We start from the raw sequence: 14,548 nt of genomic DNA, 5'->3' as shown, positions 1-14,548 counted from the left end.
GTCAGTCCTCGTCCTTCGGCACCGGACGCGGCTTCCACCCGTGGTCGTCCGAAATGTGCCCCGTGTTCATGATCAGGCGCACGCCCGGCTCCACCTCGCGCATCGACATCGGAACCGTCCAGTTGTCCCATGCATGGATGCCCGGCGACTTGACTAGGCCGACCATCGTCGCTGCCTGCGCCCCTCGCTTTTCATAGGCCAGCGTGCGACCGGGGACGCTCACTTCCTTCGCCCATTCGTCCGCGCGCTCTTTCAGTTCGCGCTCGGCCAGACTCTTGATGGTGGTCGTCTCGCTGACGTTCCAAGCCCGCCTCACCAGCACGTCGATGGCTTCGGTGATCTCGGGCTTGTCGGATTTGTCCAACTCGCCCGCGCCCACGTTCGGGCTGAAGGCGTCGTTCTCCAGCCGCATCAATGAGAGGAGTGCGCCGGTCAAGCCGCGATCCATTGCGCGCGGCGAGAACGGCGTCACCGACTGCGCTTCCACATGCTTGTAGAAGGTCGCGTGGTAGTGCTCGAAGGTCTCGTAGTGCGAGAGGTCGCGCGGACGCGCCCATGTGAGCACGGTGCAGACCAAGCCCGGGAAAGAACGGCCCACCCGGCTGGTGGCCTGGATGTACTCCGCCGTGCCCTTGGGCTGGCCGTTCACCGCCATCAGGCCCAGTCGGTTCACGTCCACGCCAACCGACAGCATGTTGGTCGCCAGCACCACGTCGATCGCGCGGGTGTCGCCCTCGTTCCATTTCGTCACGTACTTCCCGGTGGACGCGTCGAACGTAGCCTTGAACTTGACCTCCAGATCGTCGAGGTACTTCGGGATGTCCTGACTGGAGACGCGAGAGGTCAGCTCGCGGATGTTGTTGACGCTGCGCTGGGCGAGCGCGGGCCGTTCGACCATGCTCATCTGAACACGGTAGGAACGCGTCTGCACGTCATCCTCTGCCAAGCGCCGCATCCCGCCCAATTCACGCAGTGAATTGAAATAGCCGACCGCCGTCATGTACGGATCGGCAGGCTCACCGAAGCGGTCGAACAGGGCTTGGGCTGCGGTGAGAAAGGCGGTATAGACGCGGATCAGCATCGCAGGCCGCGAACTGCCCGGAGAACACACGCCCAGATAGCGCCGTCCGGGTCGCTCTTCGATCGGACGCTGCACCGAGAAGTAGTTGTCCTCCACGTCCAAGCCATGCGGTGGGAACACCGACACGCGCCGCATGAACACGTTGTTCACCTGTTCCTTGGCCTTGCGCACCGTCGCCGTGGACGCGACGATCTTCGGTTTGACCGTCTTTCCATCGAGCGTCCACCCGCACAGTTCATCGACGGCGGATTCGTACAAACCGACCATCGTGCCCAGCGGCCCGCTGATGAGGTGGAACTCGTCTTGGATGATCAGGTCGGGCGGTCGAATGGGGTTGACGGGTTTCACTGCAGCAGCAGGTAGACCCTTGGTCGCCCGGTGCCCGGTATTGCATTCGCAGCCGGGCCAGAGCAAGCCGTGACGCTCGCATTCCTGGTTCACCCGACCGAACAGCGTGCGCACCTGACCGCGCCACGCCATCATGGCGAACTTGTCCACGGTGGCGATCATCATCGTCGGCGGGCGGTGGTAGATCTCTTCGTCCACCGTCAGCACCGGGATACCAGGATGCGACAGCTTGCCCGATTTGCCTCGAGAGAACTCGCAGCGGCCCTTCTTGTCGCCGCAGTAGACCAGGGTGCGCCCTCGCTCCTTGTCCACATCCACTTCGCGTCCCGGTGCGATGTCGGAGCCGCACCACGGACAACTGGTCAGTTGCGCGGGAGATGTTGCCCCGGCGTGGTTCCTGCCGGGATTGCGGATGTCCTCGATGGCGCGATGGCTGTCCTCGGTCGTGCCCGGCGTCACCTTGTTGCCGACCCAGAGGCCGATGGTGAAGGGTTCGTGGCCCAATGACGAATCGCCACCAGCCAACGCCTCACGCCGCAATACCTCCATCGCGCAGATAAGCGCAGTGGCACGCTGGAACTGCTGCAGGGTCAGCAGACGCAGGGTGTAGCGCATGATCACGGCCAGACCGCGTGAGGCATCGTAGCCGCCGAGCTTGCCTTGCAAGCGCCGGATCGCCATCGTGAACGCCGCCACGCCCAAATAGGCTTCTGTCTTTCCACCGCCGGTGGGGAACCACAGCAGATCGGCATGGGATTCCATCGGCTGCACGCGATCCGCATGTGTGGGATCGGCCAGCGACGGAATCGACAGCAGCAGGAACGCCAACTGGAAAGGACGCCAGCTGCGGTTCTTCGGCAGGTCGAACTGATCTACGAAGACGTCCCGGCCTCGCCGTACTTCGAGTGCGTACTGGCTGCGCACACGCTGGATCGCCATCGCCTTGTTGGCGAAGCGGAAAGCCGCCAGTGCCTTTCCGTCGTTCTTCAGCGTGTCGATGCCCTGCTGTAGACGCTTCTGGATCTCCCGACATCGATCCAGCGCCTGTGCAGCCGAAGTGTCATACCCGACCACGTCCTCGCCGATGCGGACGCGCTGCTCGGTGATCCACGCGGTGTAGTCGTTCGTCAGTACGTTCAGGGCGGCGACCAACTCATCGACGCCCAATGTGGCGAGGCGCTGCATGTCGAGCAGACCGCTCGCCACCATCTCCTTCATCGCCGGGCGGTCTGCGGCATCGAGTCCCGGCGTCTCCGTGACCTGCACTTCGTACTGCGGCAGCACGGTGGTGCGCACTTCGGTGGCCAGGGTCACGTCGTCCGCCGTCTCGGCATGAACGGCTACGCCATGTCCGACCGCGAACTCCACGCGGTTGCGGTAGATCATTTCCAGCGATTCGCGCTCGGCATCCATGCCGTCGGCATCAAACACGGGGCGGCGGCGGAAGATGGCGCGAGTTGAAGCCTCCGCCTCCGCGCGCACGCTCAGTTCTGGCTGGAACAGCCACGCGGTATCGCGGTTGGTGTCAGGCTCCTCCTGAGCGTTGATCAGGAACAGCGTCACCAAACGGTCCCCGTTGGCGTTCTTGGCACGGATTGCCCCCTGTATCCGCACCGCCGGACGATTCGCGTCCGGTGCCTGATGAGGGATCACGCCTTCGGTGAGCGGCAGCACCAGCTTCCCGCCACAGGGGATGCGTTGCCAGACCTTGGCCTTCTGTCCGTTGGGGCGCGTCAGCTCGTGCTCATCGTTTGGAACTCGCTCGTAGCTGCCCCAGCGCGCCTCTATCTCGATGCGCTCGACGTCGCCATCGACGCAGAAGGTCATGCCGAAGCTACTCGGCACCAGGGACTGATTGCTAGCGGCATCGATCTCGTCGGCGGAGTCGGACTCAGGCTCCACCCGCCCGGTCGCCGTCCCAAACTCGGCACCGGGTTCGTGCTGGCCGGGCACGATGGGATCGGTGGGTTCCTCGACCTCGTCCTCGGCCAGCGGGCCTTCCAGCCCTTCGATGCCGCACTGGGCATCCTCACGCGGTGCCAGCTTGCCGACCAGATAACGATCGCGCACACCCATATCCACGATGCGCTCGTGGGGGCCGCCCGCCGGGCCGAGCAGATCGTCCACTACGGCCAGTTGAAGCAGCTCGCGGATGTAGGCCCGATCCTCGACCACCGACACGCCGTCGATGGTCTGGTGCAGCGCCTTGGTCAGTGCCAAGACAAATTCTTCCCACCGGAGGCGACCGACGCTTCCCGACGACGGTGGGGCCAGCGAGACGCTGGCGGCCGGCACCTGATCGTCGGTGACGGAAAGCCGGTCGAAGTACAGCGTGGTGTTTTCGAGATGGGAGCGGACCCGCAGGGTGCGCCCGGCACGGACGATATCCCCGGCGGGGTTTAGCACAAGAACCCAATCGTCCTCGGCGATGCCCTGATACAGGGAGCGATCACCCTTCAAGACCAGCGTGTAGGGCGCGAGCCTGGGATCGGTGCCGAGATCGTGGTCGATGGCGACCCATGCGGTTGGGATTGTCGTCATGTTCTTGAAGCTCGAATCCACGGATTAAAGTTCGACCCGCGAGAAATGCGGATAGATGCGGTAGAACTTCTTGAATACCTCGAACGGGTTCTCGCCCATGTCCGACTTTGGCAACTCGAAACCCATCTTGGTCTTGGCATCGACGTTCGACTCCATCGTCAGCCGCTCTAGAGTCGAAAGTGCGGGCAGATCGAGGCGATGCGGGGCATCAGCCGTCGCGTAGAACTCCCAACCCCTCACCAACTCCTCCACGGTCTTGTCGTCGTTCTTGCAGATGACGAGCGCGGCGGTCACCATCGCCTGGCCATCGGCGTAGTGCGTGGCGAGCGCCCAGACGATCCGGCGATCCCGAAAACTGAGCACCTCCTTTTCGACCGCCAGCTTGAGTGCGCGAAGCAGGCTCGTGCCAAAGGTCTTGAAGTTCATTCCGTCGGCAGTCAAACCGCTCGGGAAGAGCGATCCGAGGCGCTCCTTAAAGCGCGCGAGTCGCCATTCTTGGATCGTCGGCTTCTTATCTCGATCTGCGGAGGCTTCGCCATCAGCCTCGACGGAGATGTCCTTGGGCTCCGGCTTTCCCAGCGATGCGGGGTTGGCATTAAGAGTGACGCGCAACACACTGCCGATCGGCACTACACCAATGGTGCGCGCGAATCGTTCGATTTGCGTCGTGATGCCCTTTGGCTCCGTGTAGTCGAACCAGATGATGGCGGGATCATCGAAATCGGTTTCGTCGAGGTAGTCCTCAAGGCTTTTGTGGACGCAATCGATGGACGCGACAGGGCGATTGAAGAGCTGGCGCTTGTGCACCTGTTCTTCCGTCTCGATGCAGGTCATCTTTGCGATGCCGAGCCGACCGTGGATCATCCGGAAGTCTTCGAGAAAGGGGCCACCAAGACCGACGTAGTGATATTTTTCGAGCGCGAATTTGGGAGCCAATCGCATCAACAGCGACAAGAACAGCTCCCGATCCACTGCTTTGTTGGGCCGTAACCGGTACGGCAGCGACGAACCAGCACTCATCGTTCAGTTCCCCTGCTTCTTGGCCTTCGTGAGCTGCATCTCGAAGCACTTGTCGCCGACGATGCCGGGCTTTTCATCCGGGTCATCGAACAGCAGCTTCGAGACGAGTCGCACTTCCTCGGCAGGGCGCGAGAAGACGATCTTCCGGGAGGAGGGCTTCTTGTCCTCTGGCTCCGGCAAGACCTTTGCTTTCTGTGGGTTGAATTCGATCGCATCAGCAATCTTTCTCGTGGCGCTGCGAGTGGCAACGACCTCGATGGCCCGGCTCAACGGCATTGGCCTGGCGGATTCCCAATGACTCGACTGATCGGCGCGCGGATGGTTCTTCCACTGGTTCGTGTACGAAATCCAGATGCGCATACCCTCTTTCATCTTGACGAGGGATTCCAGCCAAACGTTCGACGAGGTATCGAGTGCGCGCTTCGTCGTCGTGACCGGCAGTTTGTCGGCGTGTTTGGAACGGAACTCGATGATGCCGGTGATGATGGCGAACTGCGGATGGTACAGCGGAATGCCGTCGCCCCAGCCCGTCAGACGGCCTTTGTCTCCAACGATGACCGCACGGTCGTTGCAGAGCACCGTCCAGCCCGCAGTGGCAGACGAACGGTCACGTTCAAATCCCGCGTCATCCTCATCATCATCTCCAAGGCTCTTCCCCGTATTGAGGCCGACGGTGATCGAGACGAGCACGCCGTCTATCGTCTTCTGGTAGATGTAAGGGGCAGGACTCTTCTCGTCTGTCGAAACGAGCACCTCGACACGGACGGACTCCACGGGTGTTCCGTTGAGTTTGACCCTTAAGCCCCATTGGATGAACATGGTGAAGTGCTCCGCTATCGCGGTGCGCACCTCGTTCTCGAAGGCTCCATTGGCGAAGTGCCGCGAGACGCCTTCGTACAGGTCGGTGACGTAAATCGTGGTGCCGGGCTCGTCGAGCCGCTCCTTTGCTTCGGTCGGCTCATTAATGGGAAGCGGTTCCCAGTTCTTGGCATCCAGCCATTCCGATGTGATCGGCACCTCGAACGTGTCCTCGCCATGCCGAGTCCGCACCAACGCGTTGCGCCCCATCTTGAAGATCGCACGCTTCATGCCGACGCCGTACATGCCGATGGTTTCGGCATCCGAATCGCGGTCGTCATCGGGTTCTCGTCCCATCTTGAACGCGTAGTTCTTGGCGACATCGCGCGGGATGCCGCCACAGTTGTCGGCGATAGAGAAGTGGTCTTCGGCGATTTCGATGTTCACGAAATGCTTGGCGTAATCGACGCTATTTCCGTTGGCCAGCCGCATAGCGCCATCAAGGCAGTTGTCGAGCAGGTCGAGAATTGCATCGGCGAGACTGATGTCGCGCGTGAGCATCGACACGAAGAACTGCTTCGTCGGGCTGGCCTGAGCTGTGTCAGTGCTTGGTTTCGTCATAGACGGGTTCTCCGTATGCGATGTGATCTATTTGCAGCGGCGGTCAACTCGAACGTCGGCGTGACTTGGGTTCGAGTCATGACATCCCCTCGTGATGGTCGTCCTGGTGGCCAGGCTGGATTCGATAGCGTGCGCCGCGCTTCTCTCCTTGGCGTTCGACTCTGCCGCCCGAGATCAGGTCAGCGATCGCAGCGTTCCACTGGCCGTCCGTGATGCCGGTGACGGCAAGGACATCAGCCTTGGCGTGCCAGCCGTTGTGTCCGCTCAGAAAGCCGAGGATCGCCGTTCTTGGCGTTGCATCCTCGGTAGTGACCGCATCCCTCATCTCGAAGTCGAGTGATGACTGAGCCGGAGCGGCAGCGGTTCCGCGACTATCACGCTGAGCATGGGGCGAAGCGCGTGGCGTGGCGGTGCCGTGCAGCCCTTGGGCGACTTCGTCTTCGTAACGCTGACGGTTCAGTTCCGACAGCCGTCGCAACACCTCTATTCGTGCAGATTCACTGACAGTGAATCGTAATCCTTGCTTCGTCTCATGAAAAGCATGGTCAAGTACAGTGTCGTTCCATCCATAGGCAGTTGCCACCGCAATATCGAGTTGACGGTGCAAGTCCCGCAGCCTATTTATATCGGAGGACTTATCGGTAGCGTCGTGGAATCGGTTGTAGATTTTCGTCAATCCGATCTGGTACCCTGCAATCAAAGACTGCCTATGTAGGTAATACTCTTCACCAATTTTGCTGACCGCCTCCAGCTGGCTCGGGAATGGAAAAGTAGACAGTACAGTGCTCGCCGTATATCGAAGCAATTCCAAGCTTGTTGAACAATTTTGCCAAACCCATTTTTCGTGAATGGATGATTGGAGGCATCCATAGACGCCAAAGGATGGCCTGACGATTACGACTAAGGGGTGAGCAAAAACACTTCTTGATGGAACAAATGTCGGGAATATGTACTTTGCCGTAAAAGGCTGAACTATCACACTATCGAGATTTGACAATCTCTCTTCAAGTCCAGGTCGTGCTTCCGCGTATCTCCACCATCGCTCTCGATTGGCCTTCCTTTTGACGATATCCCGTTCTGGTTTCACAAGTTCTCGGACCAAGCGCATGCATTCAGGATAACTGCTCTCGCACTCTGAGAGTTCGCGCATTGAGAAGTTAATTGCGTAGCACCCGGACGACTGACTCGGCTCATTATTGATGTCGTCGCCTCGGATATACGGGAATATCACTTCTTCATTGTTTTTGTTTTCATGCAATAGCCTATTTCGCTCGACGGCGTCCAGCACGAATCCCTGACCCATCAGGTAGTGACCAGAAAAGCAGATGCCCTCATTACTCGCCAATTGAAGCGGCGATGACTCTGTGCCGCCATCGGAAAGTTGCAGGTATGAATTCACTGCTCCATCAAATGTTGTTGCCCCAATTATGACGGGAGCATCCCATGCTCCCTTCGATATGTGGACAAGGGCAATCTTCACGCCAGCCTGCCCAGGCCAGTTCATGGAAGCAACGCATCTGTAAATAGCCACCCCGTCCGATAGCAGACGCTCCAAACCATTAATCCTGGATTCGCCTTGGGAAACTATGTCACTCAAGACAAGTCCAATGAAACCGCGATGGTCTGACACCATTGACGCGCGCAGCAAGAAGTACACGCACAGATCGGTCGTTCCCGCAGCTCCATAGAGCCATGACTTCAAATAAGCGAGCAATGATTTGGAATGTCGATAGGTTATTCTGCGACCACCAAGAAATGGGGGGTTTCCTACTACAGCATCAAAACCGCCACCGTGTGCGCGGAACACCTCTGGAAATTCCAATGGCCAATGGAAAGGTCGTCGCGCTGGCTTGTCGGCGGGCAGATCGGTCGAGAGCGCAACGACCGACCTCCGCCGCATCAAGGCGAGCACGTCGCGGTCGCCGTCGATGGCCTGTCCGGCTTGGACGGTCAGCGACGCCAGGGTGTTCTCAAGCCCCGAGCCACTGCCGCCCGCTGCGAACACCTCCCCGATGAACGCATCGGCAATGCATTCCGGCACTTCGAGCCTACGGCGCGCGTCGGCGTCTAAATACCCCATTGCTTCCACGTCGCGGATGTCCCGGATGGGCATCTCGCGCAATCGTTGCCGCAGTTCCATGGCCTCAAGCACGGCTCGTTCGATGTTCTGGCCGAATAATCGCAGTTGGCCTTGGCCCCGGGGATTCATCGAGAGCTGGGTGAGTTGATCCAGCCGATGGATTCCCAACAAACTGTCGCCGCAGCGCAAACTGTGGTCGAGGAAGCCGAAGGGGCGACCCTTGGCCAGCGTCACCAGCCAGATGGAGAGCTTGGCCAGTTCGACTGCCAGTGGGTTCAAGTCGACGCCATAGAGGCAGCGTTCGGCAATGAGGCGACGGGCGATGATGGTGCGCGCCTCGGTCTCGCGCGGCAGCGCCTCAATGCTGGCGTCGGCATCCATTACCCGCCCATCGACGCCAACCGTGTGGCCCTGTGCCTCGGCCTGCACCCATGCCTCCACCAGCCGGTCGGCCAACCAGCGGCAAGCTTGCACGAGGAATGCGCCCGACCCCATGGCCGGGTCGCAGATCTTCAGGTCGAGCAATTCAGCGGGCGATTTCAGCACCCAGTCGGCGCGCGGCGTGCCCTGTGCAGGGCCGACGTAGACGATGGGCGTGAGCGTCTCGGAGACGATGGCCTCGGTAAGCGACTTCGGCGTGTAGTGGGTGCCGGTCTCACGCCGATCGGAGCCGGTGGTGACGATGAAGGCACCGGCCGGATAGACCAGCGGATAGCCCCAAGGGTCGGTGCGTACCAGATGGCCGAAGGGTTTGATGCGGTCGCGCAGCGCCGTGTTGCCGTGGCAGGCCGTCAGTACGCGATCGGCGAGCGCATCGTCCACGGCACGGTTCAGGTCGTTGCGCACCCGACTGGCGGAACTGCCGGAACGCTCCTGAAGCAGTTCGGCGAGTCGCTCTGCACCGTCCAGCCGCGCCGATTCGAGTTCGGCCAGCGTGACCCAAGGCGACTGGGCGCTCTTGGTGGCGTCGAGTTCCAGAGTGACCTCGGCGGTGCGCTTGACGGTGCGTTCCAGCAGGCCCTCATAGACGTAGCCGATCTGCTCCACGTCCAGCGCCCGATATGACAGCGTGCGCCCCTGAAATTGCTGGATGGCTTCGAGCAGTAGCAAGACGGTGCGGTTGTCGATGGGCAGCGGCTTGGCGACGTCTGTGCGCCAGGCGGAACCTTTGGGCCGACCTTCAAGGAAGGGGAAACGATCCGGATCGAACAGCGAGCCACCCAGCGCGGGCAGACGCAGGTTTTCGTGCTCAATGCCGCCATACACGGCACGGAACACGGCCAGCAGGCGCGACCATGCGTCCAAACGGCGCTCCAGAATCTCGTCCGATTCGGCGCGCAATTGCATCCGCAAGGTCGAGATCGCGTAGTTGGCTTCGTAGCGTTCGTCGCCCAAGAGCAGCAGGCCACGTTCCTCGGCGGAAAGCAGGAAGACCAGCCGCATCATCACCGTCAGCGCGGCCTCGTAGAGTTCGGCTTCCTTCACGCCGCGGAGTAACTCGCGGCTGCGGTCTTGGTCGGCCTTGTCGAGCGCCTGGATCAACACTTCGACGGCACGCCGTACCTGCTCGCCCAAGGCGTCGGTCACTTCGTCCTGGAACTTCAGCGAGCGATCGAACAGCGCGGGCAGACGTTCAGACTCGTCCACGAAGAAACGCCGGATGCTCAAGAGGTGGACGAAGGCTTGGAGGGTGACGGGTTCCTGGCCCCAGATGCGTGCATACCAGCTGGCAAAGGTGGTGACCGCCCCCACCGGGGAATCGACCAGCATCCAGCGTTCGCCGTTGGTGACGAGACCGAGACGGCAGCCCATGGCACGGCAGAGCGTCACCATGCGTTCCGCCGGTGTGCTGGCCCAGCCGTCCAGCTTCGAGGTGGCATCGAGGTCGACGTCCGGCCCGTGGGCGTGGACGAGCATCAGCAGCTTGTCATCGGTGCCAACGACTGCGAAATCAGGCGACAGGCTGACTCCATGCTCGGGCAAGCTGACGTTCGAATGGGTGGCGCACCAGTCCTTACCCTTCAGCACATCGCCACGACCGTCCTCGTCGAGCTCCAGTCCGCGCGACAGGACTTCTTCGATCCATGCCGTATGCAGATCGGCAAAGCGCGGATCGTCCGTCTCCTGAGCTTCGTGCCATTCGTCGTAGGCTTGGCGCAGTCGCTTGCGCTTGGCTGCATCAAGTTCTTCCAACCCCTGCGGGAAGACCTCCTTCAGGACGGGAACGGCGAGGAACGGGCCGGAAATCTCGATCAGCGAGAGCCATTCGTGGTGTTGGGTCGGTGTCACCATTCAGGCTCTTCCTCGAAAAACGATATGGTCACGCCGCCATCCGTGTTCGACCAGCGATGTCCACAACCACAAATGACAGAGTCAAGACGTTCGACGTAGGCTTTCGTCCCACAGTCTTGGCAGTGGATGCGCGCGCACATGCATCCTCGACATTGACCGGCTAACCACCAGAACCATCCACCGTCGTTGAAAGTGACCGCGCCTTCTTGATCAAGAACAATGCAGTCTGCATTGCAGGACGGGCACATCTTCCACTTGTCAGGAACGATCAAATCAAGAGCCTCTTCCAGCGACAACAGTTCGAGGCCGCATCCAGCATGGTCTGCCTTCTTCTTGGCGGGCTCAGTCCATCCGTTTGCCACGACGAGAATCGCTTTGTTTGCGCCAACTGCATCAGCAAGCGCGATGATCGACTCGACCTCTCGCACATTCACGGGAGCGGAATGGAACTTGGCATCGACGACCATTTTTAGTGGATGGCCCTTCGCCTCAATCTCAATGAGTAGGTCGATTTGGCGTGGTTGGCCAGTGATCTTGTCCGGAACCATGACGTTTCTTTTGACGTCACCAAAGCCGTCGACTTGCTCATAGAACAAAGCGACGGCCTCTTGATATTCCTGCCACGACATCATTTCGCGCCCCCTGTCGCGAATTCAGGCACGACAAAGATCACCGCAACCGGGAAGGTGCGGTCGTCGAGCTTGGCGTAGCGGGCTTCGATGGCCTGTATCTCCATCTGGCGCTCATCGGGAATGCGGGCGAGGCGCGCTTCCAGTGCCGCGATGTCGCGCCGGAGCTGTGTGCGCTCGTCCTCGGTGAAGAGCGAGAGCTGTTCAGGCTGCTGCTCCTTCTTCAATTCGGACTGGATGGCCTTCTCCAGTTCGTCCAGTACGGTACCGATGTCGTCGATGTCCTGCTGCTTACGGGCCTGGAGCGTGTTGGTCAGGAATCGAAGGCGTTCCTTCGAACGGGCATCGACCGCTTTCAGGATGGCTTCCTGCTGGCGGTCGAAGCGGGTGCGAAGTACATCGAACAAGGACGGTGCTGCCGTGATGGGCTTGGCCTCATCAAGCCATTGCTGGACACGGGTGACGCCTTCTTCGCGCCGGAAAGCTTGGTCTCGCAGGTAGCCGCCGGACACCGTCAGCTCTTCGTGCAGCCGATGGTGGTTGCCGCCGGTGACGACCAGCCGCGATACGACGACCACGGCAGGGCCGTCGATCTGCGCGTCAGGCACCGTGCGGACGGTGACACGATGCAACTTCTTTACGTCGTCCTGCGCCCATATCTCCGCACGCAGCAGGCGCAGGCACATCTGCACCAGGCGATGGTTCAAATGGACGAGCACGACGTCGTCACGACCACTGGCGACGGCGTGGTCGAATGTGATGGGCCGTATCCGTTGGGTGTGCGGGTGGCGCAGCCCCTCCAGGCATCGAGACCAGGAGCCGGACAGCGCGGGCATCCGAAAGACGCTGCCCGATGGTGCGCCATCAAGTTCGGCGGGTTCCAGCGGCGGGCAACCCGCCAGCGCGAGGCCGGTCGTCACGGCCATTGAGACGTGGTCGGGCGTGAGGTGGAAGTCCTGCTGGGTGGTGAGCAAACGCTCGTGCAGCTTGGCGACGCGCTCTTTCAACTCGCGTTCGGCGCGAACGAAGTTCTTGGCTCGGGCGATCCGCGCTTCGGCGAGGCGGGTATCCAAGTCTTTTAGCGAGCCTTCGATGAGGCCGGACATCTGCGGCGCGATGACCGGATTGACGCTGCCCATGTCGGCACGCATCGAATCCAGCTTTCGCAAGGCGCGCAGGATGTCCTCGCCATGGCCGCCGACCGACGCACGACCCGCGTCGCCGCCATCGACCGGGTGCCAGATCAGCACTTCCTTTTCGCGCTGACCGTGGCGGTCGATACGCCCGTTGCGCTGCTCCATCACGTTGGGGTTGTAGGGAATCTCCAGGTGGATGAGCCGATTGCAGTGGTTCTGCAGGTCGATGCCTTCCGACGCTGCGTCGGTGGCGAGCAGGATGCGAACGGGAGAATCTTGCGGCGAGGCTTGGAACGCCGCCTTGATCGGCTCCCGCTCTTCTTGCGAGAGTCCCCCATGGAGCTGGGCGAGGCGTTCACCGCCGAAACCGTGACTGGCGAGGATTTGATGTATCCACTGGTGCGTGGTGCGGTACTCGGTGAACAGGATCACCCGGCGGTCGTTCCACTGACCGTCCGGCTTGAGGTTGGTCGTGAGCCAGTCGAGGATGGCCTTGGCCTTCGAGTCGGCCTGATTCCGGGCGCGTTGCGCCCATGCCCTCAGGTCGTCCAACATCCCACGCTGCTCCGCCGTTAGTGGCGAGGCACTGCGTGTCGCTTCCTCGACGGCTTCGGCTTGGGCGTTCTCGACCTCCCGATCGTCGGCGTAGTCCTCGTCGGCTTTCAGAATGGCCTTATACAGAATGCGCTCGGCCATCGTGTCCGGCTTCGCGGGCCGGGCTTCGGACAGCGACGCGACGTGCTTCTCGATCGTGGAAGCGAATGCCGCTGGCGACGAGAGTAGGCGCTTCTTGAGGAGGCGGTTCACGAAGGCGGTACCGAAACCGTTGCCAGCTTTCCCCGCGTCCTTCTCGCGGCTGGCACAGTAGTCGTCCAGCTTGCGATGAATCTCGCGCTCTTCCGCCGTGTACGGGACTTCGAGCGCCTGCAAGGTACGGCGGGCATACAAAGGGTTGCCCTGCGCATCGACCAGATCGCTCTTCAGGCGACGGATCATCACCTGACTCAGGCGCTTCTCGTCGGGGAGGATGTTGCGAGCGAAGCGTTGGTCGTCGAGCAATTCCAGCAGCGAGGTGAACGACTCGGTGTAGCCGTTGTGCGGCGTCGCAGTCAGGAACAGCCGGTGCTGGAAGTGAGGGCCGATGGCGCGGACGAAGCGGGTGCGCTGGCTCTCCAGCGCGTAGTGAGCGCCTGCGGCGGGCGCGACGTTGTGCGCCTCATCCACGACCAGCAGGTCGAACTTGCGGGGGTGGCCGACGTGCGGTGGAATGACGTCGCGCATCGCGCGCAGGCCTTCGCCGCCCTTGGCCCAGTCCATCGACGTGATGAGGCGCGGATGCGACGTCCACGGGTTGGCGTGAATGCCGCGCTCGCGCCGCAACTGCTTGATGTAGTCGGTGTCGACCACGCGGAAGTCGAGGCCGAACTTCTCCAGCATCTCGACGCGCCACTTCTCCTGAAGCGACGCGGGGCAGACGATCAAAACGGTGCGTGCGCGATGCCGCAGCAGCAATTCCTGAATGACCAGACCGGCTTCGATGGTCTTGCCGAGGCCGACATCGTCGGCGATGAGCAGATTGACGCGAGCCATGTCGATGGCGCGCACCAGCGGGTCGAGCTGGAAGTCCTCAATGCTCACGCCGCTACGGAACGGGGCTTGGAGAAATCCACGATCGGCATTGGTGGCGGCACCCCATCGCACGGCATCAAGGAACGCGTCGAGCGTGTCTGAGTCGTCCTGCCCCGTGACCGAAGGTAGGCCAGCCCGCTCGATGACCTGCGCGCCCGGCTCGATCTCCCAGACGACTTGCAGTTCTTCGCCGAGGCCGTCCTCGTCGATCGACGACAACGTCAGGCAGTGTTGAGGTGTACCGGTATCGAGTCCGGCTGCATCTACGTCGGCAACCACCCACTGACGGCGACGCACTTCGACGAGCTGTCCTGGCTCTGGGTGAGCGCGGTACGAATGAGGTCGTAGAGTTTCTTGCGCTCCCATTTTTTTC

At 61.3% G+C, this 14,548-nt stretch carries 6 protein-coding genes; all 6 read right to left on the bottom strand.

Annotation, left to right across the window (positions count from 1 at the left end):
- Window position 1: 1 nt before the first annotated feature.
- The 6 genes from drmA to drmD all read right to left on the bottom strand — a co-directional run bounded on the left by drmA (window position 2) and on the right by drmD (window position 14,541).
- Window positions 2-3,970, bottom strand: coding sequence for a DISARM system helicase DrmA (drmA, locus tag AC3A84_RS10175; protein WP_487969700.1), 3,969 nt, complete (start codon window positions 3,968-3,970; stop codon window positions 2-4).
- Window positions 3,971-3,994: 24 nt separating this feature from the next.
- On the bottom strand, window positions 3,995-4,990 hold the full coding sequence (locus AC3A84_RS10170; protein ID WP_487969525.1) for an O-methyltransferase: 996 nt from the start codon (window positions 4,988-4,990) through the stop codon (window positions 3,995-3,997).
- Window positions 4,991-4,993: 3 nt separating this feature from the next.
- Window positions 4,994-6,409, bottom strand: a complete 1,416-nt coding sequence (locus AC3A84_RS10165; protein WP_487969524.1) for an ATP-binding protein — start codon at window positions 6,407-6,409, stop codon at window positions 4,994-4,996.
- A gap of 76 nt (window positions 6,410-6,485) precedes the next feature.
- Window positions 6,486-10,781 carry an Eco57I restriction-modification methylase domain-containing protein gene (locus AC3A84_RS10160; protein ID WP_487969523.1) on the bottom strand — a complete coding sequence of 1,432 codons (4,296 nt, stop codon included), beginning with the start codon at window positions 10,779-10,781 and terminating at the stop codon, window positions 6,486-6,488.
- Window positions 10,775-11,413: a restriction endonuclease gene (locus tag AC3A84_RS10155; protein ID WP_487969522.1), complete on the bottom strand. Its 639-nt coding sequence runs from the start codon at window positions 11,411-11,413 to the stop codon at window positions 10,775-10,777. Before AC3A84_RS10155 ends, AC3A84_RS10160 begins: the two co-directional genes overlap by 7 nt.
- A complete protein-coding gene (gene drmD, locus AC3A84_RS10150) occupies window positions 11,410-14,541 on the bottom strand; it encodes a DISARM system SNF2-like helicase DrmD (RefSeq protein ID WP_487969521.1) in 3,132 nt (1,043 codons plus the stop codon). The genes AC3A84_RS10155 and drmD overlap by 4 nt, the downstream gene beginning before the upstream one ends.
- Window positions 14,542-14,548: the final 7 nt, after the last annotated feature.

The organism is Paracidovorax sp., assembly GCF_057642795.1.
The sequence above is the reverse complement of the archived record's forward strand: the minus strand, read 5'-3'. Positions and strand labels throughout refer to the sequence as shown.

What these genes read in the sequence shown, in the direction of transcription:
- drmA (WP_487969700.1), bottom strand. Translation starts at nt 3,970, where the DNA reads ATGACGACAATCCCAACCGCATGGGTCGCCATCGACCACGATCTCGGC.
- AC3A84_RS10170 (WP_487969525.1), bottom strand. Translation starts at nt 4,990, where the DNA reads ATGAGTGCTGGTTCGTCGCTGCCGTACCGGTTACGGCCCAACAAAGCA.
- AC3A84_RS10165 (WP_487969524.1), bottom strand. Translation starts at nt 6,409, where the DNA reads ATGACGAAACCAAGCACTGACACAGCTCAGGCCAGCCCGACGAAGCAG.
- AC3A84_RS10160 (WP_487969523.1), bottom strand. Translation starts at nt 10,781, where the DNA reads ATGGTGACACCGACCCAACACCACGAATGGCTCTCGCTGATCGAGATT.
- AC3A84_RS10155 (WP_487969522.1), bottom strand. Translation starts at nt 11,413, where the DNA reads ATGATGTCGTGGCAGGAATATCAAGAGGCCGTCGCTTTGTTCTATGAG.
- drmD (WP_487969521.1), bottom strand. Translation starts at nt 14,541, where the DNA reads ATGGGAGCGCAAGAAACTCTACGACCTCATTCGTACCGCGCTCACCCA.